Annotated in this window: 21 protein-coding genes; 9 read left to right on the top strand and 12 right to left on the bottom strand. The window is 70.1% G+C overall.

The features are described from left to right. Positions 1–69 precede the first annotated feature (69 nt). The 6 genes from H4W80_RS41660 to H4W80_RS41635 all read right to left on the bottom strand — a co-directional run bounded on the left by H4W80_RS41660 (position 70) and on the right by H4W80_RS41635 (position 9,998). On the bottom strand, positions 70–2,949 hold the full coding sequence (locus tag H4W80_RS41660) for a glycoside hydrolase family 3 protein (protein ID WP_192790082.1): 2,880 nt from the start codon (positions 2,947–2,949) through the stop codon (positions 70–72). A 14-nt stretch (positions 2,950–2,963) separates the two neighbouring features. After that, complete coding sequence (locus H4W80_RS41655; RefSeq protein ID WP_192790081.1) at positions 2,964–3,785, bottom strand: carbohydrate ABC transporter permease; 822 nt, start codon at positions 3,783–3,785, stop codon at positions 2,964–2,966. Further along, the gene (locus tag H4W80_RS41650) at positions 3,782–4,645 is read right to left on the bottom strand and encodes a carbohydrate ABC transporter permease (protein ID WP_192790080.1); all 864 of its coding nucleotides are present in this window, start codon (positions 4,643–4,645) and stop codon (positions 3,782–3,784) included. The genes H4W80_RS41655 and H4W80_RS41650 overlap by 4 nt, the downstream gene beginning before the upstream one ends. After that, positions 4,646–5,953 carry an ABC transporter substrate-binding protein gene (locus H4W80_RS41645; protein ID WP_192790079.1) on the bottom strand — a complete coding sequence of 436 codons (1,308 nt, stop codon included), beginning with the start codon at positions 5,951–5,953 and terminating at the stop codon, positions 4,646–4,648. 17 nt (positions 5,954–5,970) lie between these two features. Beyond that, on the bottom strand, positions 5,971–8,259 hold the full coding sequence (locus H4W80_RS41640; protein ID WP_192790078.1) for a TIM-barrel domain-containing protein: 2,289 nt from the start codon (positions 8,257–8,259) through the stop codon (positions 5,971–5,973). Positions 8,260–8,609: 350 nt separating this feature from the next. Beyond that, positions 8,610–9,998, bottom strand: a complete 1,389-nt coding sequence (locus H4W80_RS41635) for an NAD(P)H-quinone dehydrogenase (RefSeq protein WP_192790077.1) — start codon at positions 9,996–9,998, stop codon at positions 8,610–8,612. A gap of 237 nt (positions 9,999–10,235) precedes the next feature. Here H4W80_RS41635 and H4W80_RS41630 point away from each other — a divergent pair, with 237 nt between their 5' ends. Next, on the top strand, positions 10,236–10,727 hold the full coding sequence (locus tag H4W80_RS41630; protein ID WP_318787295.1) for a gamma-glutamylcyclotransferase family protein: 492 nt from the start codon (positions 10,236–10,238) through the stop codon (positions 10,725–10,727). On the opposite strand, the gene H4W80_RS41625 is transcribed toward H4W80_RS41630, so the two are convergent. Next, positions 10,724–12,025: an MFS transporter gene (locus H4W80_RS41625; RefSeq protein WP_318787294.1), complete on the bottom strand. Its 1,302-nt coding sequence runs from the start codon at positions 12,023–12,025 to the stop codon at positions 10,724–10,726. The two genes, H4W80_RS41630 and H4W80_RS41625, sit on opposite strands and share 4 nt — an antisense overlap. A 110-nt stretch (positions 12,026–12,135) precedes the next feature. Between H4W80_RS41625 and H4W80_RS41620 the strand changes: the two genes are divergently transcribed. Genes H4W80_RS41620 through H4W80_RS41605 form a run of 4 tightly spaced genes read left to right on the top strand, consistent with a single transcriptional unit; the run spans position 12,136 to position 16,867 of the window. Continuing rightward, entirely contained in the window at positions 12,136–13,128 is a 993-nt protein-coding gene (locus tag H4W80_RS41620) for an Lrp/AsnC family transcriptional regulator (RefSeq protein WP_192790075.1), read from the top strand. Next, positions 13,125–14,429, top strand: coding sequence for a M20/M25/M40 family metallo-hydrolase (locus tag H4W80_RS41615; RefSeq protein WP_192790074.1), 1,305 nt, complete (start codon positions 13,125–13,127; stop codon positions 14,427–14,429). Before H4W80_RS41620 ends, H4W80_RS41615 begins: the two co-directional genes overlap by 4 nt. A 3-nt stretch (positions 14,430–14,432) precedes the next feature. Beyond that, complete coding sequence (locus H4W80_RS41610) at positions 14,433–15,236, top strand: purine-nucleoside phosphorylase (protein WP_192790073.1); 804 nt, start codon at positions 14,433–14,435, stop codon at positions 15,234–15,236. Continuing rightward, on the top strand, positions 15,233–16,867 hold the full coding sequence (locus tag H4W80_RS41605; RefSeq protein WP_192790072.1) for a phospho-sugar mutase: 1,635 nt from the start codon (positions 15,233–15,235) through the stop codon (positions 16,865–16,867). Before H4W80_RS41610 ends, H4W80_RS41605 begins: the two co-directional genes overlap by 4 nt. A 2-nt stretch (positions 16,868–16,869) precedes the next feature. Here the strand turns inward: H4W80_RS41605 and H4W80_RS41600 are convergent, their stop codons facing one another. After that, positions 16,870–17,628 carry a GbsR/MarR family transcriptional regulator gene (locus tag H4W80_RS41600; protein WP_192790071.1) on the bottom strand — a complete coding sequence of 253 codons (759 nt, stop codon included), beginning with the start codon at positions 17,626–17,628 and terminating at the stop codon, positions 16,870–16,872. Between the two features lie 232 nt (positions 17,629–17,860). Between H4W80_RS41600 and H4W80_RS41595 the strand changes: the two genes are divergently transcribed. Then, positions 17,861–19,087 carry a serine hydrolase domain-containing protein gene (locus H4W80_RS41595; RefSeq protein ID WP_192790070.1) on the top strand — a complete coding sequence of 409 codons (1,227 nt, stop codon included), beginning with the start codon at positions 17,861–17,863 and terminating at the stop codon, positions 19,085–19,087. A 52-nt stretch (positions 19,088–19,139) separates the two neighbouring features. Here H4W80_RS41595 and H4W80_RS41590 read toward each other — a convergent pair whose 3' ends face one another. Together H4W80_RS41590 and H4W80_RS41585 are read right to left on the bottom strand one after the other, a co-directional pair. Continuing rightward, on the bottom strand, positions 19,140–19,625 hold the full coding sequence (locus H4W80_RS41590) for a GyrI-like domain-containing protein (RefSeq protein ID WP_192790069.1): 486 nt from the start codon (positions 19,623–19,625) through the stop codon (positions 19,140–19,142). 54 nt (positions 19,626–19,679) lie between these two features. Beyond that, entirely contained in the window at positions 19,680–20,495 is an 816-nt protein-coding gene (locus tag H4W80_RS41585) for a MerR family transcriptional regulator (RefSeq protein ID WP_192790068.1), read from the bottom strand. An 81-nt stretch (positions 20,496–20,576) separates the two neighbouring features. On the opposite strand from H4W80_RS41585, the gene H4W80_RS41580 reads away from it, so the two are divergent. The 3 genes from H4W80_RS41580 to H4W80_RS41570 are packed head-to-tail and all read left to right on the top strand — an operon-like array spanning position 20,577 to position 23,450. Next, positions 20,577–21,281, top strand: a complete 705-nt coding sequence (locus H4W80_RS41580) for a TetR/AcrR family transcriptional regulator (RefSeq protein WP_192790067.1) — start codon at positions 20,577–20,579, stop codon at positions 21,279–21,281. After that, complete coding sequence (locus H4W80_RS41575; RefSeq protein WP_225963935.1) at positions 21,241–22,725, top strand: AMP-binding protein; 1,485 nt, start codon at positions 21,241–21,243, stop codon at positions 22,723–22,725. Before H4W80_RS41580 ends, H4W80_RS41575 begins: the two co-directional genes overlap by 41 nt. After that, positions 22,722–23,450, top strand: coding sequence for an enoyl-CoA hydratase/isomerase family protein (locus H4W80_RS41570; protein ID WP_192790066.1), 729 nt, complete (start codon positions 22,722–22,724; stop codon positions 23,448–23,450). The genes H4W80_RS41575 and H4W80_RS41570 overlap by 4 nt, the downstream gene beginning before the upstream one ends. Here the strand turns inward: H4W80_RS41570 and H4W80_RS41565 are convergent. Together H4W80_RS41565 and H4W80_RS41560 are read right to left on the bottom strand one after the other, a co-directional pair. Further along, a complete protein-coding gene (locus H4W80_RS41565; protein WP_192790065.1) occupies positions 23,440–24,051 on the bottom strand; it encodes a PH domain-containing protein in 612 nt (203 codons plus the stop codon). The two genes, H4W80_RS41570 and H4W80_RS41565, sit on opposite strands and share 11 nt — an antisense overlap. Next, positions 24,048–25,121 carry an adenosine deaminase gene (locus H4W80_RS41560; RefSeq protein WP_192790064.1) on the bottom strand — a complete coding sequence of 358 codons (1,074 nt, stop codon included), beginning with the start codon at positions 25,119–25,121 and terminating at the stop codon, positions 24,048–24,050. Before H4W80_RS41560 ends, H4W80_RS41565 begins: the two co-directional genes overlap by 4 nt.

Below are 25,121 nucleotides of genomic sequence, written 5' to 3'. Positions count from 1 at the left end.
ACAACTATCCAATGAAGGCAAGGAGTGTTCCGTGGCGGCCACGACCATGCTCGTGACCGCCGCGGAACGTCATCGGGCGAGCGCGAAGTCCTTGATCCGCAGGTCACCCTTGAACACGAAGTACAGGCTCCCGCCGCCCGCCTTGACCGTGGCGGTCGCCGTGCCCCACTGGTAGACGCCGCCCGTGGCGGGCACCTGGACGGTGCCCAGCAGGGCACCGGTCGGCGAGCCGGAGCGCAGCTCCAGCGAGCCGCCGCTCACCGAGGACACGCCGGCCGTGAAGCGGGAGCCGAAGGAGGCGCCGGTGAAGGAGATCCAGTCCCCCGCCGAGCCTTCCACGGCCTCGCCGCCGGCCTTGGTCTCGTCCGCGAACGTCACGCCCGCGTAGTCGTCGAAGTCCATCGCCCGCGTGGTCCGCGTCAGGTCACGCACGGGGATGGTCTCGCCGGAGACCCGCAGCGTGGCGGACTGGCGGATCTTGTCGGACGCCGAGCCGACGAGCACGTCGTGGGTGGCGCTCTCCACGGCCCACCTGCCCCGGGTGTAGTCCCAGACCGCGAGGTCCGACTTCTTCAGGTGGAAGGTCACGGTACGCGACTGGCCCGGGTTCAGCGTGACGCGCTGGAAGCCGCGCAGCTGCTTGACCGGCTGCTTGAAGCGGGACTCGCGCTGGTGGGTGTAGAGCTGGACCACCTCGTCACCCTTCACCTTGCCGGTGTTGGTGACCTTGACGCTCACCTTGTCGCCCTGGACGGTCAGCCCCTGGTAGCCGAACGAGGTGTAGCTCAGGCCGTGCCCGAACGCGTAGAGCGGCTTGTCCTTCCCGTACAGGTACGTCATCCCGGTCTTGGCCAGGTCGTAGTCGTAGATGCTCGGCAGGTTGTCGGTGGCGGGCCAGGTCTGGGTGAGCCGGCCGGCCGGGTTGACGGCGCCGAAGAGCACGTCGGCGACCGCGTGTCCGGTCTCCGCGCCCGCGTGCGTGGTCCACAGCAGGTTCGGGGCGTCCACGATGACCGGGTAGCTGGTCTCCAGGACGACGACGGTGCGCGGGTTGGCCTTGCGCACGGCCTCGATCAGCCGCCGCTGCCCCTCGCCGAGCTGCAGGTTGGAGCGGTCGTGGACCTCGCGCCCCGCGACGAACGGGTTGCTGCCGACCACCACGACCGCCACCTGGGCCTTGGCGGCCTGCGCGGCGGCCTCGGCGACGCCGTCGGAGACGACCTCCTTGCCGAACTTCGCCGCCTGGTCCTTGGCGCCCAGGCCGAGCGTGCCGTCGGCGGAGACCGTGACGTACGGCTCGGGCAGGCCGTACCAGCCATCACCGGTCTCGTAACCGGCGTACCTGATCAGGTAGCTGCCGTCGGACTGGCGCTCCAGGGCGAACTGCTGCTGGACGTACCAGCCGTGGGGCTGGTCGTCGTCGGTGTCGAGCGAGCGCCAGTCGCCGCCGAGCAGCTTGCCGTTGCCCGCGTTGCGCAGCGTGGAGACGCCGCTGGTCCAGTCGGTCAGGTCCCACTCGGAGGCCGCGGTGGGCGCCGTGTCGACCAGGGCCGCGTTGTCGTCGGGCCCGGTGCCGGTGGCGGTGATGTACTTGCTGGAGGCCAGGTGCTTGAGCGCGATCCGCTCCAGCCCGGTGCCGGTGCTGACGTCGGCGACGCGCTCCTTGATCCCGTCGAGCGGCGTCACCTGGTAGGGCATGGTGCCTCCGTACCAGTCGTGGTACAGCGTCCCGGCCAGCGGCCCGACCACGGCCGCCGACTTCGGCCGCTTGAACGGCAGAGCCCCGGAGTTCCGCAGCAGCACCGCCGCCTTGCCCGCTGCCTCCCGGTTCAGCTGCTGGTTGGCCGGGCTGTTGATCACATCCTTGGTGATCTTCTTGTACGGCCCGCCGTCCGGGTCGAAGTGCCCCAGCCGGGTGCGGATGGTCAGGACATTGCGTACGGCCCTGTCCACGTCGGCCTGCGTGATGAACCCCTGGTTCAGCGCGGCCGTGAGCTGCTCGGCCAGCGGCCCGGGGTTGCTGTCGTCGATGGTGTAGCTGTCGAGCCCCGCCTTGAGCACCGCGGCGAACGCCTCGGGCTTGTTGTCGTAGTACTTCTCCGTCTCGGTGAGCGCGTATGGCCCCCAGGCGTCGCTGACGTTGTAGAGCGTCTTGTCCGTCCACGACCTGACCGTGGTGCCGAGGTCGGGGTTGACGTGGTTGGGCCGCCCGTTGACCAGGTTGTACGACGCCATGACCCCGGTCGCGGCGTTGGCCGAGATGGCCGCCTTGAACGCCTGCTCGTAGTACTCGTGCTTGAGCTTCGGCGTCAGGTTGGAGGAGCTGGTGCCGCGGTTGGTCTCGTTGTTGTAGGCCAGGTAGTGCTTCAGGACGGGCGCGGTCTTCAGGTAGAAGGGGTCGTCACCCTGCAGGCCCTTGCCGTAGGCGGTGGAGATCGCCCCGGTCAGGAGCGGGTCCTCCGAGTAGCCCTCCTCGTTGCGGCCCGCCCGCGGGTCCCGCAGCAGGTCCACGACGGGCGCCCACACCTGCAGGCCCCACACGGTCGGGTCCACGGCGTTGTAGCCGCGGGCCTCGTCGCCGACGGCGGAGCCCACCTTCTTGATCAGCGCCGGGTCCCACGTGCTGGCCAGCCCCACGGCCTGCGGGAACACGGTGCCGCTGGCGAGCTTCTGGCTCCACTTGTCGTTGAGGTCGTTGGACCAGGCGACGCCGTGCAGCGCCTCGGTGCCGTTCTTGTGGTACGCGATGCCCAGCCGCGGGATGGCCGCCTGCGACTGGTGCAGCAGCCCCAGCTTCTCCTGGAGCGTGAGGCGGCCGAGCAGGTCCTCGACCCGCTGCTCCACCGGCAGGGCCGGGTTCTGGAACGGGTAGTCGGCGGCCTGGGCGGGGGGCGCGGCCAGCAGCGCGGCCGCGAGGGTGAGGGTAGCTAGTAGCGGGATCTTTCGCATTGGGGGGTTCTCCATCATTTGATGGCGCCGACCGTCACACCGCGGGTCAGCGTGCGCTGGAAAATCAGGAAGAAGGCGACCGCCGGCAGGAGGCCGAGCAGCGCCGAGGCGCTGGACATCGTGGCGTCCATGTACTTCTCGCCCTGCAGCACGGCGAGCGCGACGGGCACGGTCTGGGTGTCGTTCGAGATCAGGAAGATCAGCGGCAGGAAGAACTCGTTCCAGGTCCAGATGAAGAAGAAGATCAGCAGCACGTTGAGGGTGGGCCTGCTGATCGGCACCACGATCCGCCACAGGGACCGCAGCCGCCCCGCGCCGTCGATCGCCGCCGCCTCAAGGATCTCCTTCGGGAACTGGCCCAGGACCGCGCTCAGCAGGTACGTGCCGAACGCCGCCTGGATCACCGTCATGACGATGATCACCGACAGCTGGGTGTCGTACAGCCCGACCGCCTTGGCCAGGTAGTACAGCGGGTAGGCCAGCGCCTCCTGCGGCAGCGTGTTGGCCACCAGGAACAGCACGAGGATCGACAGCCGGCCCTTCACCCTGCCGATGCCCAGCGCGTACGCGTTGAGCACCGACAGCACGACGGCGAGCACGGCCACGGACGCGCTGATCAGGAGGCTGTTCCAGAGCTTCGTGCCGAACTCCACCCGGTTCCAGAAGTCGACGAGCCCCTGGAGGTAGAGCCCGTCGGGCAGGCTCAGCGGCCCGTCGGAGCTGTACTCGGCCGGCGACTTGACCGCGTTGATCGCCACGATCGCGAACGGGAACACCATCACGACCGCCAGCACGACCAGCGCGAACAGCACCGCCCAGCGCCCCGGGCCCCTCATCGCTCACGCTCCTGGACCCGCAGGAACAGGAACGTCACGACGATGATGATCAGGGCCAGCACCGTGGCGATCGCGGAGCCGTACCCGACGTTGCTCTTCTGGAAGAAGTTCAGGTACGAGAAGTACGACGGCACCATCGTCGCGTTGCCGGGCCCTCCGCGGGTCAGCACGAAGATCGGCCCGAACACCTTGAGCGCGGCGATCGTGCACGTCAGCAGCACCACGAAGACCTCCGGCCGGATCTGCGGGAGCGTGATGTGCCAGAACCTGCGCCACCACGAGGCCCCGTCGATCTCGGCCGCCTCGTAGTAGGCCGGGTCCACGCGCTGCAGCCCCGCCATGAAGATCACCACCGGGTAGCCGAGCTGGAACCAGACCATGACCGCCATGACCGTGGCCAGCGCCAGGTCGGGATCTCCGAGCCAGTCGAGGTCGAGGCCGAAGATCTGGTTGATCGCGCCGTACGACGGGTGCAGCATCCAGCCCCACACCACGCCGGCCACCGCCACCGGCAGCACCTGCGGCAGGTAGTACATGGCCCGCAGCGCCGAGGCCGTGCGGGACCCGAATTTCTTGCCGATGTAGTCGAACAGGGCGGCCGCCAGCACGAGGCCGATCGCGGTCGGCACGATGGCCATGGCCACGATCAGGCCCACGTTGTGCTGGAACGACTGCCAGAACCGCTCGTCCTTCAACAGCCTGGTGTAGTTGTCCAAGCCGATCCACCTGGGCGTGCCGACCCCCGACCAGCGGGTGAAGCTCGCGCCCACGTTCATGAGGAACGGCACGACGATGACGACCAGGAACAGCAGCAGGCTGGGGACCAGGTAGAGCCAGTACCCCCTTGTGCGCACCCGCATCTAGTTGCCGATGTCGGCGAGGTTGTCCTCGTACGGCTTGGCGATCTCGTCCAGCACCGCGGACGGCGCCTTGCTGCCGTTGATGAGGTTCTGGATCCCGGCGACCAGCACGTCGTAGTAGCCGGGCGCGGGCCAGTCGGGGTAGAAGGCCAGGCCGTCCTGGCTGGTGAGCTTGTTGAACGTCTCGATGAGCTCCTTGCTCTTCGCGTCGGTGATCGCGGCCGGGTCGGCGGCCACGGGGACGCCGCCGGAGTTGCCGAGCAGGTTCTGGATGTCCTTGCTCATGGTGATGTCGATGAAGTCGTAGGCCAGGTCCTTGTTCTCCGACTTCTCGGGCACGACCCAGAGGTTGCCGCTCGACCCCGGGGACATCGTGGCGCCGGGGAAGAGGAAGTGGTCCCACTCGAACTTCTTGATCTCCGAGGCGAATCGGCCGTACCACCAGCTACCGCTGATCATCATGGGGAACTTGCCGTTCATGAAGGCCACGCCCATGTCCTCGGCCTTCACGCCGGACGAGTTCTTGGCGATGTAGCCCTTCTTCACCCAGTCGGCGAACGTGTCGGCGCCGTAGGTGAACTCGGGGCCGTGGAAGTCGACCTTGCCCTTGTAGGACTGGAAGGCGTCCAGCCACGGCTTCTGCGCCTTGGTCAGCGCGAGCTGGTAGAAGATCTGCTGGGCCGGGTACTCGGCGCCGGCGGTGCCGATGGGGGTCACCCCTGCCTTGACGAACGTGTCCATCGCGGCCGTGAACTGCTCGAACGTCGTCGGCACCTGGACCTTGTGCTTGTCGAACAGGTCCTTGTTGTAATAGACCATCACGAACTCGCCGTAGTTCGGCACGCCGTACCACTTGCCGGAGCCCATGACGCCGCGGTCGTCGTACTTGGCGGTGGTCTGCAGGCCGCCGGGCAGCAGCTTGTCCCAGCCGCGCTTGGCGGCCTCCTCGCTCAGGTCGGTGAGCAGCCCCTGCTTGGACAGCAGACCGGCGGTGGCGTTGCCCTTGTTGTACTCCATGAGGTCGGGCGCCTCGTCGGAGTTGAGCACCATGCTCGCGGTCTTCTGGATCTGCTCGAAGCCCTTGGCCTCGAACTTGACCTTCACGTTCGGGTGCGACGCCTCGAACTTCTTGATCGCCTCGGTCCACGCCTTGCCCATGGCGCTGTCGGCCGACTCGTAGTGCCAGAGTTTGAGAGTGCGCGGCTGACTGCTGCTCTGGGCGGACGGGGTGTCCGAGCCTCCCGAGCCGCACGCCGACAGGACCAGGACCGCGACGGCGAGCGCCGCCGCGGCTCTTGTCTTCATCATGATCCCTCCAGGGGGTGTTACGAGATTTCGGCCCGCGCGGGAGCACCGGCCACCGGGGCGATCTCGACCCCGGTGACGCGCTTCGGGCCGGTGACGGCGACACGCAGCACGTCGCCGTCCCTGGTGGCGACGGCGACCGTCACGCCGTCCGCGTCGTGGATTTCCGCAGTCGCGTCGCCGCCCCCGAAGGCGACGAGGGTGATCTCGGCCGGCACGTCCACGGTGTCCCCCGGGTGGGTGGCCACCGGGATGAGCGCGCCGTGCCGGACGAAGAGGGGGATCTGGTCGAGCGGCTTGGAGACCGTGACGTAGCGGGAGCCTTCGAGCACCTCGCCCGTCCAGTAGTCGACCCACGTGCCGCGCGGCAGGTATACCTGGCGGGTGCCCTCGGGCGCGGTCATGGGGGCGACGAGCAGGTCCCGGCCGAGCAGGTACTGCAGGTCGGCCTGCCAGGCCACCGGGTCGTCCGGGTGGTCCACGCACAGGGCCCGCATCATGGGCGCGCCGGTGCGGGCCGCCTCCACGGCCGCCGTGTAGATGTAGGGCATCAGCCGGTAGCGCAGCTTCAGGGCGCCGACGGCCTGCTCCTCGACGGCCGGGAACTCCCACGGCTCGCGGGTGGTCGTGCCGTGCAGGCGCAGCAGCGGGGAGAGCGCGCCGAACTGGGTCCAGCGCACGTACAGGTCGTCGGTGGGCCGGCCGGTGAAGCCGCCGGCGTCGTGGCTCCAGAACGGCACGCCGGACAGTCCGTGCGCGAGGCCGCCCCTGATCGTGCTGCCCATGGCGGCGTAGCTGGTGTAGGTGTCGCCGCCCCACTGGGCGCTGTGGCGCTGGCCGCCGAGGTAGGAGGAGCGGGCCCAGACGAGGTCGTGGCCGTGCACCTCGCGGGTCACGGCGGCGACGGCGTCGTTGAACAGCAGGGTGTAGACGTTGTGCAGGTCGGTGCCGCTCATGCCGTTGAAGGCCACGGAGTCGGCGGGCACGCCCTCGGCGAAGTCGGTCTTGAAGGTGTCCACGCCCTGGCGCAGGAGGTCGCGCAGCAGGCCCTGGAACCAGGCGACGGCCTGCGGGTTGGTGAGGTCGACGATCCCGCACGCCGGGAACGACCCGTGCCAGCAGTCGGCGACGTAGGTCTCCCCCGCCCGATTCTTCAAGAAATATCCGGCATCAGCCGCCTCCGCGAAGGCGGGGCTCAGGTGGGAGATATACGGATTCATCCACAGGCAGACCCGGAACCCCATCCCCTTGAGCTCGGCCAGCATCGCGTCCGGGTCGGGGAAGTTCACGGGGTCCCACTGCAGGTCGGACCAGTGCCCGTCGCTCTGCCAGTACGTGTCCAGGTGCAGCACGTCGCACGGGATGCCGCGCTCCCTGATCGTCCGCGCCCTGGCCAGCACCCGCTCCTGGCTGTCCACGCAGAACCCCGACGAGATCCACGTCCCGAACGCCCACTTCGGCGGCAGCGACGGGCGGCTGGTCAGCAGGTCGTAACGGTCCAGGACCTGCGACGGCGTCGGCCCGGCGATCACGTAGTAGTCCATGACGTCGTCCGGCACGAGGATCTGCACGACGCTGTGCGTGGACTGGCACACGTCGAACTCCGTCGGGGCCCCGCTGTCGACGAGGACCCCGTAGCCCTTGCTGGAGACGTACAGGGGGATGTTCTTGTACGCGCGCTGCGACTCGGCGCCGAACGCGTCGAAGTTCCACATGAGCGGGCGCTGGCCGCGCTTGTCCAGCCGGGTGAACGACTCCCCGAACCCGCTGAAGGCCTCGTCGGGCGCGGCGGCGAAGCTCTCGTGGTAGGCGACGGGGGCGCCGTTGACGCTGGAGCGGCCGAAGGGCAGCGTACGCAGCCGGCCGCTGATGTCGGTGTGCCCCCGATCCTGCTCGACCAGCGTCTTACCGGTCGCGTCCATGAACTTCAGGTGCCACGGCGCCAGGCTGATCTCGGCCCGCAGCGAACCGGCGTCGATCACGATCGGCTCGCCCGGCGCGACCCCGGCCCGTGCCCCTGGATACGTGCCGGGGGTCACCAGGGAGATGGCCCCTTCCGAGCGCGGCCTGGCGGTCGCGTCCTCCGACAACCGCACCCGGATGACTCCCTCACCGGCCACTCCCACCTGGACGACCAGCGTCTCCTCCGCCGTGGTGACCGCTTTCACCATCACCTCGGCGCCGTCGGCCGCGACCAGCTCCGCGGCGGTCACCGCCGACAGACCACCCTCGCCTCGTCCGCGAACCGGCAGCTCGGGCGGGTCCGCGACAAAGTACTCGTGCGCGACCAAGGGGGGGCGATAGGGCATGGAAGCTCCTTATGGACGGCTGCGCCAACTTCGTGAGTTAGTTTGCTGTCCATACCAACAAACGTCAACGGTCCCGCCCCACTTCATCCGCCCGCCCGCGGCGCAGGTCCCCTCAAGTCGGCACATCAATGAGGGCGGACGGGACACTCATGCCACGACACCAAGGAGCCTGCGCTCAGGTGCCGACGGCACACGCGGCGGCATTGAGCCCCGTGCGCGATGCGGCCCCCAAGGGGCGAGATTCCGGGACGGCGCGCGTCAGGGCGCGCCGACGCCCGGCACGCCGGCACACCGCATCGGCGAGAAGCCGTGCGGCGGCGGGTTGCCCGGGGGAAGCGGAGGGGGGAGGGTCAGATGGCGTGGCCCGGCTGCATGAGGCGGCGGGCGGCCTCGGTGATGGAGCCGGAGAGCGACGGGTAGACGGCGAACGTGTGCGCGAGCTGGTCGACGGTCAGTCGCTGCTGCACCGCCACCGACACCGCCAGGATCAGCTCGGAGGCGCGCGGCGCCACCACCACGCCGCCCAGCACGATCCCGGTGTGCGGGCGGCAGAACAGCTTGACGAAGCCGTCGTTGAACCCCTGCATCTTCGCCCGCGCGTTGGTGGCCAGGGGCAGCTTGACGACGTTGGCCTCGATCTCGCCCGCCTCGATGGAGCGCTGGGCGACCCCGACGGCCGCGATCTCCGGGTCGGTGAAGATGTTGGAGGCCACCGTGGCCAGCCGCAGCGGCTGGACGGCCTCCCCGAGCGCGTGCCAGACGGCGATGCGCCCCTGCATGGCCGCCACCGAGGCCAGCATGAGCACGCCCGTGCAGTCGCCGGCCGCGTAGACGCCGGGCGCGGACGTGCGCGAGACCTTGTCGACCTTGATGAAGCCGCCCTTGTCGAGCTGGACCCCGGCCTCCTCCAGGCCGATGCCGGCGGTGTTGGGGATCATGCCGACCGTCATCAGCGCGTGGGTGCCCTCGGCCGTGCGGCCGTCCTCCAGGGTCACCACCACGCCGTCGTCCGTGCGCTTGACGGAGGCGGCGCGCGAGCGGCCCATGACGTTCATGCCGCGGCGGCGGTAGACCTCTTCGAGGACCTCGGCGCCGTCGGCGTCCTCGTTGGGCATCATCCGGTCGCGGCTGGAGACCAGCGTGACCTCCGAGCCGAGCGAGCGGTACGCGCCCGCGAACTCCGCGCCGGTCACGCCCGAGCCGACCACGATCAGGTGCTCGGGCAGCTCCTCCAGGTCGTAGAGCTGGCGCCAGTTGAGGATGCGCTCGCCGTCGGGCTCGGCGCCGGGCAGCACGCGCGGCGTCGCGCCGGTGGCCACGATCACGACGTCGGCCCTGATCGTACGGTCGCCCGCCCGGACCACCTGCGGGTCGACCAGCCGCCCGCGCGCGCGAATGATCTCGACGCCCTCGGCCTCGACGCGGGTGGCGATGTCGGCGGACTGGGCCTGGGCCAGCTCCTTCACCCGTTTGTTGACCAGCGGCAGATCGACCCCGACCACGCCCGCGTCGCCGTCGGGCCCCCCGGAGAACCCCACGCCCAGCGACGGCGCGTCGAGCAGCGCCTGCTTGCGGACCGAGGTCGCGATCAGCGTCTTGGAGGGCACGCAGTCGGTCAGCACGCACGCGCCGCCGGGGCCGTCCTGTTCGATCATCGTGACTTGTGCGCCTAGCTGCGCGGCCACCAGCGCCGCTTCGTAGCCGCCGGGCCCGCCACCGATGATCACGATCCTCGTCACGTAACCCATTGTCCCGCATGGTCTCGGTAAGGCTGCAACTGGGCCGTTGCCACCCGCACAAGCCCGATAAAAGGCGGACAAAGGTTCAAGATCATGATGGCTGGTATGATGCCGCACGGTGACGGAGGGATGACACGTCGTCCCCACATCCGAAGTGATGGACCGAGTCGGCCGCCCAGCGTGGCAGGATGGCGCGGTAGCTGGATGACGTGCAGCACCCGCCGAGAGGGGTGGACCGTGGCGTGGCTTTCAGGTCCTGCAGGAAAGCCGAATGAGCCCAGGCTTTATGCCGCGTACGGCTCCAACATGGACCCGGAGCAGATGGCCATGCGCGCGCCGCACTCCCCCATCTGGGGCGTCGGCTGGCTGACGGGATGGCGGCTCACCTTCGGCGGGAGCGACCCCACCTGGGAGGGCGCGATCGCCACGATCGTCGAGGATCCCGACGAGCACGTGTTCGTGGTGCTCTATGACGTGCCCGACTGGGAGGAGACCTCGCTCGACCAGTGGGAGGGCGCGCTGCGCGGGGCGTACCACAAGGTGCGGCTGCGGGTGCAGACCCTCGACGGGGAGGTCGTGGCCTGGTTCTACGTGCTCGACGGCTACGAGGGCGGCCTGCCGTCGGCCCGCTACCTCGGCAGTCTCGCCGAGGCGGCGGAGCGGGCGGGCGCCCCCGACGACTACGTCAAGGAGTTGCGGCAGCGCCCCTGCACCTCGTACGGCGGTTAACGCAGCGGCTGGTCCTTGGTCTCCTTCAGCACGAAGATGTAGACCAGCGTCGAGATCAGCGCCAGCGCCGACATGTAATAGGGGAACACCTCGACGTTTCCGGCGTCCTTGAGCGCGGTGCCGATGAGCGGAGCGGTGCCACCGAAGATCGCCACCGTCAGCGAGTACGGGAAGCCCGCGCCGGCCGCGCGCACCCTCGTCGGGAAGAGCTCGGAGTTCACCGCGGCCGAGATCGAGGTGAAGCAGCCGAGGAACACCATGCCGATCAGCTGCACGAGCAGCAGGCTCCCGAACGAGTTGCCCAGCATGCTGAGCAGCGGCACCGGCAGCACCACGAAGGCGACACCGAAAGTGATCAGCATCGGCTTGCGCCCGACGCGGTCCGACAGCATGCCGAGCAGCGGCTGCAGCACCATGAAGAACAGCAGCGAGATCGTGCCGACCGTGAGCGACTGCGCCGGGTCGAACTTGACCGTGATCTGCGCGTAGATCGGCAGGAAGCTGGTCCAGGTGTAGTACGCCACGGTGCCCGCGATCGTGATGCCGACGATCGTGGCGGCCGCCCTCGGGTGGCTCACCAGGAACTCGAACAGCCGCGGCCGCTTGGCCTCGCCACGCTGGATCTCCTCGGCCACGGCCGAGGTCTCGTCGGCGCCCTTGCGGATCCACAGGCCCACGAGGCTGATCACGGCGCCCACGATGAACGGGATGCGCCAGCCGTAGGAGGCCATGTCCTCCTTGACGAGGCTGAAGGCGAGCAGCGCGGCCAGCCCGGAGGCCAGCAGCTGGCCGATGGTGGTGCTGACGTACTGGAAGCTCGAGTAGAGGCCGCGCCGTCCGGGCGGGGCCGACTCCACCAGGAACGTGGTCGCGGCGGCGAACTCACCGCCCACGGACAGGCCCTGGATGAGCCGGGCGAGCGTCAGGATGATCGGCGACAGCAGGCCGACGGCCTCGTACGTCGGCGTCACGCCGAGCAGCAGCGACCCCACGCCCATCAGCACGATCGTGAACGTCATCGCGGCCTTGCGCCCGAACCGGTCGGCGAACGCGCCGACCAGCAGGCCGCCCAGCGGGCGCATGAAGAAGCCCACCGCGAACACCCCGTAGGCGCTCAGCAGCGCCACGAGGCCGCCCTCGCTCTTGGGGAAGACCTGGGCGGAGAAGTACGTCGCGAGGAACGTGTATGCGTACCAGTCGTACCATTCCACGACGTTGCCGATGCTGGCCGCCATGAGCTGACGGACCCGGCTCTTCGGGATGCCGACCGGTGATTGTGCCACGGGGGAGGTCGCCACGGGGGCTCCTTTGCTGCAAAGTGCGGAGATGGCTTACTGTGCATTTGGACGACCGAAACAGTCAAATCTCTGGCCAGATATTTACAAACCCGACACAGAACAGGTTGCAGGTGGACGTTCTCGACCGGCGCCTCGTCGCCGCGCTCCAGGTCAGCCCGCGCGCCTCATGGGGTGAGATCGGCAGGGTCGTCGGCGAGCACGAACGTACGGTCGCCAGGAGGCTGCAGCGCCTGATCTCCGAGGGCATCGTGCGGGTCACGGCCATCTACGACGACCTGCGCACCGGTCACGGGCGGCCCGTCCACCTGCACGTCCAGGTGCGCCCCGGCACGGCGGGCAAGGTGGCCGAGGCGCTGGCCGACCGGCCCGACACGCGCTCGGTCTACGCGCTGACCGGCGCCGCCGACATCGGCTGTGAGCTGGTCTCCCCCTCCCGCGAGGACCTGCACCACGTGCTCTCCACGCAGATGTCCGAGATCTACGGCGTGCGGCAGACGCAGGCCCAGGTCGTGCTCCACACGTTCAGGACCGTCGCCGAGTGGCACGCGCCGTACCTCAGCGAGGAGGAGGTGCTGGAGCTGCGGCCCGCGCCGGCCCCCGAGTGCCTGCCCGACGAGGAGGGCCTGTCGCCCCTGGAGGAGGAGATCGCCCGGCTGCTCGCCGCCGACGGCAGGATCGCCTTCACCGCCGTCGCCGAGCGCCTCGACGTCTCCGTGCCGACCGCGCGCAGGCGGGTGACCTCCCTGATCGAGCGGCGGCTGCTGCTGCCGCGGGCCGAGGTGGAGCCCGCGCTGCTCGGGCTGGAGGTCGAGGCCATGCTGTGGCTGAAGGTCCGGCCGTACGGGCTGGACCTGGTCGGGCAGCGGCTGGCCGGGCACCCGAGCGTGCGTTACTGCGCCGCCACCTCGGGCAGCCATTCGCTCATCGTGCAGGTCGTGGCCGCGCACGAGGCCGACCTCTACCGCTTCATGACCGGGGTCGTCGGACAGTACGACGAGATCACCGACAGCGACCTCACCCTGATCACCCGCGCCTACAAGCGCGGTCACCTTCACAAGTCCGGATTGCTCACGTTGGATCACCGTTGGGAGAAGACGCCATGACACCCGCCGAGAACGAGGTCGCCGACCTTTGCGCAGAGCTGATCCGGGTGGACAGCAGCAACTACGGGGACGGCACGGGCCCCGGCGAGCGGGCCGCGGCCGAGGTCGTCATGGCCAGGCTGGCCGAGGTCGGGATCGACTCGACGTACATCGAGAGCGAGCCCGGCCGCGGCAACGTGATCACCCGCGTCGAGGGCACCGACCCGTCCCTGCCCGCCCTGCTCGTCCACGGGCACCTGGACGTCGTCCCCGCCAACGCGGCCGACTGGTCCGTCGACCCCTTCGGCGGCGAGGTGCGCGACGGCTACATCTGGGGCCGCGGCGCCGTGGACATGAAGGACATGGACGCGATGATGCTCGCCGTGCTGCGCCAGCTCAAGCGCGACGGGCGCCGGCCGCGGCGCGACCTCGTGTTCGCGTGGGTGGCCGACGAGGAGGCCGGCGGCGTGTACGGCGCCAAATACCTCACCGCGAACCACCCCGAGCTGTTCGAGGGCGTCACCGAGTCGATCAGCGAGGTCGGCGGCTACTCGCTGGAGGTGGACCCGTCGCTGCGGCTCTACCTGATCGAGACAGCCCAGAAGGGCCTGGCCTGGATGAAGCTCATCGCCGACGGCACGGCCGGGCACGGCTCGATGCTCAACTCCGACAACGCCGTCACCGAGGTCGCCAAGGCCGTGGCCAGGATCGGCGACCACGACTGGCCGCTCACGTACACGCCGACCGTGCGGCAGTTCCTCACCGAGGTCGCGGACGCGTTCGGGATCCCGTTCGACGAGGACGACCCGCAGCCGATCCTGGACAAGATCGGGCCGCTCGTCCGCTTCGTCGGCGCGACGCTGCGCAACACCACCAACCCGACCCAGCTCGACGCCGGCTACAAGTCGAACGTCATCCCCGGCCAGGCCACGGCGGTGGTCGACGGGCGGTTCCTGCCCGGGTTCGAGGAGGACTTCTTCAAGACCGTCGACTCGCTGCTCGGGCCGAAGATCCGGCGCGAGTTCGTGCACCACGACATCGCGCTGGAGACCACGTTCGACGGGGCGCTGGTCGAGTCGATGATCGCGGCGCTCAAGTCCGAGGACCCGGCGGCGCGGGCGATCCCGTACTGCATGTCGGGCGGCACCGACAACAAGACGTTCTTCGCGGACCTGGGGGTGCGCGGCTTCGGCTTCGTGCCGCTGCGGCTGCCCGCCGACATGGACTTCGCCTCGATGTTCCACGGCGTGGACGAGCGGGTGCCGGTGGACGCCCTGCAGTTCGGGGTGCGGGTGCTGGACAAGCTCCTCCTAAACTACTGAGTTGTGACCAACGACGCATACACCCTGGCAGATGAGGCCGCCGCGGCTCTCAAGAGCGCGACCGGCCTCGGCACCTTCGACGTGGCGCTCGTCATGGGGTCGGGGTGGGTGCCCGCCGCCGATGCCATCGGCGAGACGGTGAGCGAGGTCCCGTTCACCGATCTGCCCGGTTTCCGCGCCCCCGCCGTGGCGGGCCACGGCGGGAAGATCCGCGTCGTGCGCACCTCGGCGGGGCGGCACGCGCTGGTGTTCCTCGGGCGCACGCACCTGTACGAAGGGCTCGGGGTGGACGCGGTCGTCCACGGAGTGCGTACGGCGGCCGCGGCCGGCGTACGCACGCTCGTGCTCACCAACGCCGCCGGCGGCCTGCGCCCCGAGACGCAGAACGTCGGCGACCCGGTCCTGATCAGCGACCACATCAACCTGACCGGGGCCAACCCGATCACCGGCACCACGTTCATCGACCTCACCGAGGTCTACTCGCGCCGCCTGCGCGAGCTGGTGCGCGAGGTCGACCCGAGCCTCTCCGAGGGGGTGTACGTGGCCTTCCGCGGGCCCACGTACGAGACGCCGGCCGAGATCCGGATGCTGCGCGCGCTGGGCGGCGACATGGTGGGCATGTCCACCGTCCTGGAGGCCATCGCCGCCCGGGAGGCGAAGCTGGAGGTGCTCGGCGTCTCCCTGGTCACCAACCCCGGCGCGGGGCTGGCGGGCGAGCCGCTCAACCACGAGGAGGTCCTGGAGGTCGGCCGGGCCACGGCGGCCCGCATGGGCGTCCTGCTGGCCAAGGTGGTGGACCGCCTGTGAACGCGGATCTGCCGGGCCTGGCCCGGGAGTGGCTGGCCCAGGACCCGGACCCGGAGACCCGCGACGAGCTCTCCCGGCTCCTGGACAGCGGCGACCTGGAGGCTTTGCGCGAGCGGTTCGGGGCCAAGCTGGAGTTCGGCACGGCTGGCCTGCGGGGAGAGCTGGGCGCGGGCCCCAACCGGATGAACCGCGTCACCGTCATGCGCGCCGCCGCAGGCCTGGCCCGGGTCCTCGGGCCGGGCAAGCACGTGGTCATCGGCTACGACGCCCGCCACAAGTCCGACGTGTTCGCCCGTGACACGGCCGCCGTCCTGACGGGCGCCGGGCTGCACGCCTCCCTCCTGCCGTGTCCGCTGCCCACGCCCGTGCTGGCCTTCGCCGTACGCCACCTCGACGCGGACGCCGGGGTCACGGTCACCGCCAGCCACAACCCGCCGCGCGACAACGGCTACAAGGTCTACTGGGGCGACGGCTCCCAGATCGTGCCCCCGGTCGACGCCGAGATCTCGGCGGCCATCGACGCCGTCGGGCGGGTGGACCGGCTCCCGCTGAACGGTCCCGGCACGCTCACCGAGCTCGGCGAGGGCATCGTCGAGGACTACCTCGCGGCCGTGACCTCCCTGCCCCTGGGCGAGGCCCGCGACCTGCGCGTGGCGTACACGCCCCTGCACGGTGTGGGAGCCGCCACGCTCACCGGCGCCTTCCTGGCCGCCGGCTTCGAGACCCCGGTGGCCGTCGAGGAGCAGCGCGACCCCGACCCCGACTTCCCCACGGTCTCCTTCCCCAACCCGGAGGAGCCCGGCGCGATGGACCTGGCCGTCGCCCTGGCCGCCAAGCTGGACGCCGACCTGGTCCTGGCCAACGACCCCGACGCCGACAGGTGCGCGGTGGGGGTCCCGCTGCCGGACGGGACGTGCCGCATGCTGACCGGCGACGAGGTCGGCGGCCTGCTGGCCGAGCACGTGATCACGCAGACCACCGGCGACCGCATGGTGGCCACCACCATCGTCTCCTCGACCTTGCTGGGCAAGATCGCCCGGGCGCATGGGGTCCGCTACGGCGAGACCCTGACGGGCTTCAAGTGGATCATCAAGGCGGGCCCGGGGCTGGTCTTCGGCTACGAGGAGGCCATCGGCTACAGCGTCGGCTCCGACGCGGGGCTGCCGGTCCGCGACAAGGACGGGATCGGGGCGGCCCTCACGGTCGCGGCCGTCGCCGCGGCGGCCAAGCGCTCCGGCCGTACGCTGCTGGACCTCCTGGACGACCAGGCCCGCCGCTACGGCCTGCACGCGACGTCCCAGCTCTCCTTCCGGGTGTCCGACCTGTCGCTGATCGCCGACGCCATGACCCGCCTGCGCGCCCACCCTCCCGCCGAGCTGGGCGGCCGGGCGGTGACGCGTACGGACGACCTGGCGAAGGGCGACGGCGGCCTGCCGCCCACGGACGGGCTGCGATACCTGCTGTCGGGGGACAGCCGCGTGGTCGTCCGCCCTTCGGGCACGGAGCCCAAGCTGAAGTGCTATCTGGAGGTCGTGGTGCCGGTGACGGGGGAGGTCGCGCGGGCCCGCGAGCAGGCGGCTCGCGAGCTGGCCGCCCTGAAGACCGACCTGACCGCCTGCCTGGGCCTCTGAAGCTACCGCGGACCTGGAGGAGCTTCCTCCCGTGGGGCCGGGGCGTCCGGATGCCGGGCGGCCTGGCCCTGCCGCCACTGCTCGATGACCTGCCGGAAGGCCTCGGTCACGAGGTGGAGGAGCGCGGCCGAGGACTCGAAGCGGGCGCCCGCCGGGGTGGCGGCCCCGAGGATCTCGGCTCCGCGCCGCGACGCGGCGGCCAGGGCGTCGTTCATCTGCAGGGCCGCGATCATGGACCGGAGCCAGATCTCGTCGTCGACGACATAATGCTCGCGCCGCCTGCCGGGGACCCGTTCGCGCCTGACCATCCCCTGCTGCTCGAGGAAGGCGACGGCGTGCGAGATCGACGCCGGGCTGACGCGTAGCCGCTGGACCAGGTCGGCGGCGGTGAGGGTGCCCGAGTCGGTGATGTAGAGGCAGGCCAGCACCCTCGCCATCATCTGGGGCAGCCCCTGCTGGATGAGCAGAGCGGTGAAGGACTCCGTGAAGTCCTGCACCGCCCGGGGGTCACGCCCGTGGCCGCCGTCGGGGATCGGCGGCGCCGGCGGCTGGGCCTGCTTGTTGCGGCGCGCGCGATGCCGGGTGGCCTCGTGCGCCCGCTCCGCCCCGTAGCCGTCGGGTCCGCCGTTGCGGGTGACCTCCCGCATGACGGTCGAGGCGGGCCGCCCCAGACGCCGCCCGATCTCCGCGTATCCGAGCCCCTCGGCCAGCCCCTCGGCGATGTGCTGACGGTCCTCGTTGGTGAGTCTGCCTCCCGGCATCGGTGCTCGTCTCCTGTCGCTCGCCATGCGCGCCGCTGCACAGTATGCATTCGCGCGAACCATCATTGCAATCCACGCCATTGCGTTCAGCTTCACTATCATTGCAATGCAGCCGAGATTACCCGTCTAACCAGCCCTCTAGCCTCTCCATATTTGTTGACCGATCAGTGAATGCAATGTAGTGTCGCAGACGTTCAGCGATTCCCGAACACTTTGGGCAAGGAGCTCCACGATGGGACACAGCAACAGCGGCTTCTCCGAGGCGGGGCTGCGCAGGCTGCGCGAGGTGCTGGCGCGGCATGTCGACTCCGGGCGGATCCCCGGGCTTGTCGCCCTGGTCAGCCGGGGCGACGAGACGCATGTCGAGGCGATCGGGACGACGCGTCACGACGGTGGCGCGCCGATGAGCCGGGACACGATCTTCCGGATGGCCTCCACGTCCAAGCCGGTGTCGATCGCGGCGGCGATGGTGCTCCTGGACGAGTGCCGGCTGCGGCTGGATGACGTGGTGGACGAGTGGCTGCCGGAGCTGGCCGGCCGCCAGGTGCTGAAGCGGGTCGACGGCCCGCTGGACGACACCGTGCCGGCGCGCCGGCCGATCACCGTACGCGACGTGCTGACCTCCACGTTCGGGCTCGGCATGGACATGACGGCGCTGGGCACGCCGATCCTGAACGCGGTCTTCGAGCGGGGGCTCACGCCCAATCTGCCGGTGCCGGTGCCCGAGCAGGACGAGTGGATGCGCCGCCTGGGCGAGCTGCCGCTGATGCACCAGCCCGGCGAGTGCTGGCAGTACCAGATCAGCAGCGACCTGGTCGGCGTGCTGGTCTCCCGGGTCACGGGCCGGTCGTTCGAGGAGTTCCTGCGCGAGCGCATCTTCGAGCCGCTGGGGATGAGCGACACCGGCTTCCACGTGCCCGAGGACAAGATCGACCGGCTGCCGGACCTGTACGCCCCCGACCCGCAGACCGGCGAGTTCCTCGTGTGGGACGAGGCCAAGGGCGGGCGGTGGAGCCAGGCTCCGGCGTTCCAGGGCGGCGGCGGCGGGCTGGTCTCCACCGCCGACGACTACCACGCCTACTTCCGGATGCTGCTCAACGGCGGCATGCACGCCGGCGAGCGGATCCTGTCGCGGCCCGCGGTGGAGCTGATGACCACCAACCGGCTCACGGCCGAGCAGCAGGCCGCCCGGCACGCGCTGGCGGTCAACAACGTCCACGTGTCCTTCGGCCAGGGGCAGCAGGGCGGCTGGGGCCTGGGCATGGCGGTGCGCACGTACCGCGGCGACTACGCCTCCATCGGCCAGTTCGGCTGGGACGGCGGAAGCGGCACCTCGACCTACGCCGACCCGGCCGAGCAGCTCACCGGCATCCTGCTCACCCAGGTCGGATACACCGTCCCGGACCCGGCGCGGCTGATGAACGACTTCTGGACCACGCTCTACCAGGCCATCGACTGACCCCTGTCACGGGATCCGCTCCGGACCCCGTGACGCGCAGGCCCCTGGAGGGTCAGGCCAGGCGGAACTGGAGGTCGGTGTCCCAGTTGTTCAGGTCGGGCTCGACCATGGGGTTGGTCTTGTAGAACTCCAGGCGGCAGCCCCAGTGCTCCGTCCCGTCCTTCTCGGTCATGTCCCAGGTCAGGCCCTGCTCCTCGGCCCACTTCAGCTGCCCGGCGATGACGTCCCTCAGCTGGTCCGGGTGGCCGTGGTGGGAGGTGGTGACGTAGCGGCCCGCGGGCAGGACGTCGGCGAAGATCTCGCCCTCACCCGCCACCGGCGCCGGAACGGGCACCCCCGCCTGCACCACCAGCCGGTCCTCCGCCATGTTGATGCTGTCGTACCTGAAGAACGGGGCGTCGGCCGGGGACACCCCGCGCTCGGCGAGCCAGCCGATGAGCTCACCGATGCGGTCCCCCACCAGGTTGAAGCTGGTCATGGTGATGGTCTTGCGGATCCCGATGTAGGGGCGCTCGGGAAATTCGACGATCTGCGGCATGTCGTGTGTTCCTCCTTCGTCCTTCAGACCGGGCGCGCGATCGAAACTCATCGACTACGCCGACGTCACCTCGATCTGGAGCTCGGTGACCCACTCATCCTCGTCTTCCGGGCAGTGCAGCGAGATCTCCCTGGCCAGGCCCAGCGACTGATAGCCGTTCTCCTCGATCCAGTGGGCCAGCGCCTGGAACGTCGGCCCCACCGCCTCCATCGACCCCTGGTGGATGATCGCAGCCGCGGTCTCGATGGGAGGCAGGTCGACGATCTCGAAGTCGTACGGGCCGGGCCGAGCGGAGACCGGCAGGCACGTGTGGACCTTGACGGAGCCGTCGTCGTCCGGCACGTAATAGGCCAGGCCGGGACCCACGACGCTCACCCCTGCGGCCTCCACCCGGCGGCAGATCTCCTGGAACAGCGGCTTGATGACCGGGCCGATGTCCTCCCCCTCGTAGCTGGCCGCCCTGGCGCTGAGCTCGGCGACCCGGACCGGGTCCACCCTCTTGAGCACGACTTCGGCTGTCCTCATGTGCCCCTCCGTCTCGATGGTGCGCAGTCGCGCCTCGACGCCTCGGAGCCTGGCCAGGTCGGCGCTGATCTGGGCTTCGAGCTGGGCGCGGCGCAGCCGTACCATGCCGTGCAGCTCCTCCGTGCTCACCTTCTCGTCGAGAATGGCGCTGACCTGCTCCAGCGTGAAGCCGAGGTCCTTGATCGCGACGATGCGGTTGAGCCGGGACAGCTGCGCGGCCTGGTAGGACCGGTAGCCGCTGACGGGGTCCACGTGCGCGGGGCGCAGCAGGCCGATGGCGTCGTAGTGACGCAGCATGCGTACCGAGACGAGACCGAGCCTGGCGAAATCTCCGATGCTGAACATGACGGCTCCAGGTGTACGGCCTGACACGGTGTCAGGGTCAACCTATGGCGATTTCGTAAGGCATGGGGTATTTTTCCCATCATGGGCGACCGAACGTTCGGTAGGACCGCCAGCGAGGATGCGAACCGGCGGATCAGGACGGCGGCGGTGCTGCTGTTCGCCCGGCAGGGCTACGCGGCAACGAGCATCCGCGACCTGGCCAAAGCGGTCAGCATGACCAATGCCGGGATATATCACCACGTGACGAGCAAGGAGTCCCTGCTCGCCGACCTCATGCGCGTCGCCCAGCAAGGGCTGATCGACGCCACGGAACGCATGCTGGCCGACGTCCGCAGCCCCACCGACCGGCTCGCCCTGCTGATCAGCTCCCTCACCTCCGTCCACGCGCTCAGCCCCATGACCAGCCGCGTCATGGACGGCGAGCTCCGCTCCCTCACCCCCGGCTCCGCCGCCCGCGACGAGATCATCGCCCTGCGCGACGCGTACGAGGCCCACTGGAAGGACGCCCTCGCGGACGGCGTCGCCCAGGGCGTGTTCCGCGTCGCCGACCAGAAGCTGACCCGCCTCGCCCTGATGTCCATGTGCACCGGCACCAGCGAGTGGTACCGCCCCGACGGGGACTCCGCGCTGGAGCAGGTGTGCGCCGAGTTCGTCACGATCGGCCTGGCCGCCGTCCGCGCACCCGCCCCGGCCGGGGCCACCCTCGACCTCTCCCTGCTGCCCGACTTCCCCTGGGAGCCGCCGGATGCACGCAACGATCCCCGACCTGATGAGGCACGCCGCTAGCACGTACGGCACGCGCGAGTTCCTCCGCTTCCCCGACACCTCGCTCACCTTCGCCGACGCCGACGCCCGCTCCGACGGCCTGGCCGCCGCGCTGATCGACAAGGGCGTCCGGCCCGGCGACCGGGTGGCGATCATGATGGACAACGTCCCCGGCTGGCCGCTGAGCTGGCTGGCCGTGCTGAAGGCGGGCGCGGTCACCGTACCGGTGAACGTCCGCTACCGGGCCGCCGACCTGGAGCACGTCCTGCGCGACTCGGGCGCCGTGGCCACCCTGACCACCGACGAGCACGCCCCGCACGTCCCGGGCACGGTCTACGTCCTCGACGCGGAGCACTGTGGGGAGCACCGTGGGGAGCACTGCGGCGAGCGCCCGGCTTTGACCCACGAAATCGCGAATTTTCAGTACACGTCGGGGACCACCGGCTTCCCCAAGGCCTGCATGCTCACCCACGACTACTGGCTCAGGACCGCCCGGCTGATCGCCGACCAGGCCCGCCTGCGCGACGACGACGTCATGCTGATCGCCCAGCCGTACTCGTACATGGATCCCCAGTGGGCCACCCTCTTCTGCCTCGTCGGCGGCATCCCCCTCGTCGTCCTCCCCCGCTTCTCCGCCTCCGGCTTCTGGGCCTCGGTCCGGGAGCACGGGGCGACGATCACGTACGTGCTGGGCTCGATGCCCCTCCTCCTGCACAAGCAGCCGCCCCACCCCCACGACCGCGACAACCGGATGCGCCTGGTGCTCTGCTCGGGCATCCGGCCGGACCTGCACCGGGCGTTCGAGGAGCGCTGGGGCGCGCCGTGGCGCGAGCTGTACGGATCCACGGAGAGCGGGCCCGACCTGGGGATGCCCATCGACGCCGTGGAGACGGTCGGCACCGGCGCCATGGGGCTCGCGTACCCGGGCAAGGAGGTCACGCTGGCCGAGGAGACCGGCGAGATCCTGGTCAGGGGCACGCCCATGATGAACGGCTACTGGAACCACCCGGAGGCCACCGCCCACGCGTTCAGGGGCGGCTGGTACCACACGGGCGACCTCGGCTTCCGCGACGAGCACGGATACATCCACCATCGCGGGCGGTTGAAGGACATGGTGCGCAGGGGTGGCGAGAACATCTCGTGCGCCGAGGTCGAGGGCGTGCTCGCCGAGCACCCCGCGGTCCTCCAGGCCGCCCTGGTGCCCATCCCCGACGACCTGTTCGGAGAGCTGCCCAAGGCGTTCGTCCAGCTCCGCCCGGGGCACGCCCCCGACGCCGAGACGGCCGGGAGCATCGTCGCCCACGCCAGGGAGCGGCTGGCCCGCTTCAAGATCCCGGAGTACGTGGAGTTCGTGGCGGAGTTCACGCTCACCCCGTCGTCCCGCATCGAGAAGCGCCACCTCCTCTCCCCAGAACGAGACCAGCGCGCCACCCCTGCCATCGCCATCCCCAAGGAGAGATCATGATCGAAGTGACCGACCGCGACGGGGTGGCCGTCATCACGCTCGCGCGCCCGGAGAAGCTCAACGCCCTCACCGCGGGCATGCGCCGCGACCTGGCGGCCGCCGTCCGCGCGTGCGGCGAGGACGTCAGGGGCATCGTGGTCACCGGCACCGGCCGGGCGTTCTCGGCGGGTGAGGACATCCACGAGGCCGCCGGCAAGTCGCTGGTCGAGGAGGTGGAGCTCTTCCACGACATGACCAGGGCGGTGCTGGAGACGCGGATCCCGGTCGTGGCGGCGGTCAACGGCCTGGCCGTGGGCGGGGCCGCCGAGTGGACGCTGTGCTTCGACACCCGCCTCGGCACCCCGGCGACCGAGTACTTCCTGCCGGAGAACCACATCGGCCTGTCCGTCTCGAACGCCGCCAGCCACCTGCTCCCCCGCCTGGTGGGCGCCAAGGCGCTGAGGCTGGTGCTCGACTCGACCCGGATGACCGCCGAGCAGGCCCTGGCCACGGGCCTGCTGGACGAGATCGTCCCCCAGGAGCGGCTGCTGGACGCCGCGATCGACCGCGTACGCCACTGGACCCGGCCGGGCACGGCCACGGCGGTCCACCTGGCGCTCCTGCGGCCGTCCATGGACGAGGTCGAGCGTGCCTTCGCGAGGGAGACGGAGGCAGCCAGGCAGGTCGAGGAATCGGGCATCGCCCAGGAGGGCATGTCCCGCTTCGTCAACCGGGCTAGGCGATGACGATCGCCACCACCAGCAGGACCACGGCCGCCACCAGCACCGCGATGGAGTCGTAGGACCACGTGACCCTGGCCGGCGCCGCCTCTTCCTCGCGGCGCCTGGCCGACTCGGCGCGGTCGCGGATCTGGTCGCCCACCCAGTCGGCGTGCGTCTTGCCCGCGAACGCCTCCACGGCCGCCTGCTCGGCCTTCGACAGCGTGGGCTCGGTGCTGAAGCGCCCGCGCTGCTGCCTGGGCGCCCCGCGCCGCTGCGCCCTGGCCCGCTCCCGGGCGCTGCTCATCGGCGTCCACAACCGCAGCACCCGTTCCTCGCCGTACTCGACGTTGATCGAGTGGGAGACCGTCACGTCCTCGATCGAGGCCCACGGCAGGGACGTCGTGCGCAGCGGGTTGCGCCCGATCAGCCCCGCCTCCGTGAACACGGTGGCGGGGCGCATCGCGATCACGTAGACCAGCGCGGTCAGCGCGCCGAGCACGGCCAGTGCCACCAGCGACGACTTGCCGGTGTAGTGGGCGATCAGGTCCCAGACGTTGAACGCGACGAAGGCCAGCCACACCCAGGCGAGCACGAACGCGGTCTTGGACCGGTAGGTCTGCTTCACGACTGCCACTTGAGCTGCGCGAACCCCGGCTTGATCACGCCGTTGATCAGCGCCAGCCGCTCGTCGAACGGCAGGAACGCCGACTTCATCGCGTTGACCGTGAACCACTGCAGGTCGTCCCAGCCGTAGCCGAACGCCTCCACCAGCTTGGCGAACTCCTGCGACACGCTCGTCGAGCTCATCAGCCGGTTGTCGGTGTTGACCGTGACCCTGAAGTGCAGCCGCCGCAGCAGGCCGATGGGGTGCTGGGCGATCGACGGGGCGGCCCCGGTCTGCAGGTTGGAGGTGGGGCACATCTCCAGCGGGATGCGCTTGTCACGCACGTAGGCGGCCAGCCGGCCCAGCTTGGCGGAGCCGTCCTCGGACACGGAGATGTCGTCGATGATCCGTACGCCGTGGCCGAGCCGGTCGGCGCCGCACCACTGGATCGCCTGCCAGATCGACGGCAGCCCGAACGCCTCGCCCGCGTGGATGGTGAAGTGCGCGTTCTCCCGCTGGAGGTATTCGAACGCGTCGAGATGCCGCGTGGGCGGGTAGCCCGCCTCGGCCCCCGCGATGTCGAAGCCCACCACGCCCACGTCGCGATAGCGCACGGCCAACTCGGCGATCTCCATGGACCGCGCCTGGTGCCGCATGGCCGTCAGCAGCGTGCCGACCCGGATGCCGCGCCCCTCCGAGCCCTGCCTGAACCCTTCGAGCACCGCCTCGACCACCTGGTCGAGGCTCAGCCCGCGCGTGGTGTGCTGCTCGGGCGCGTATCGCACCTCGGCGTAGACCACGCCGTCGGCCGCGAGGTCCTGAGCGCACTCGGCGGCCACGCGGACGAGCGACTCGCGCGTCTGCATGACCCCCACGGTGTGGGCGAACGTCTCCAGGTAGCGCTCGAGCGAGCCGGAGTCGGCCGCCTCCTCGAACCATCGGCGCAGGCGGTCGGGATCGTCAGTGGGCAGCCGATCGTAGCCGGTCTCCCTGGCCAGCTCGACGATCGTCTCGGCGCGGAGCCCGCCGTCGAGGTGATCGTGCAGCAGCACCTTGGGAGCCCGCCGGATCTCGTCAAGCGTGGGACTCAT

This window comes from Nonomuraea angiospora, from assembly GCF_014873145.1.
Lineage (GTDB): Bacteria > Actinomycetota > Actinomycetes > Streptosporangiales > Streptosporangiaceae > Nonomuraea > Nonomuraea angiospora.
The sequence above is the reverse complement of the archived record's forward strand: the minus strand, read 5'-3'. Positions and strand labels throughout refer to the sequence as shown.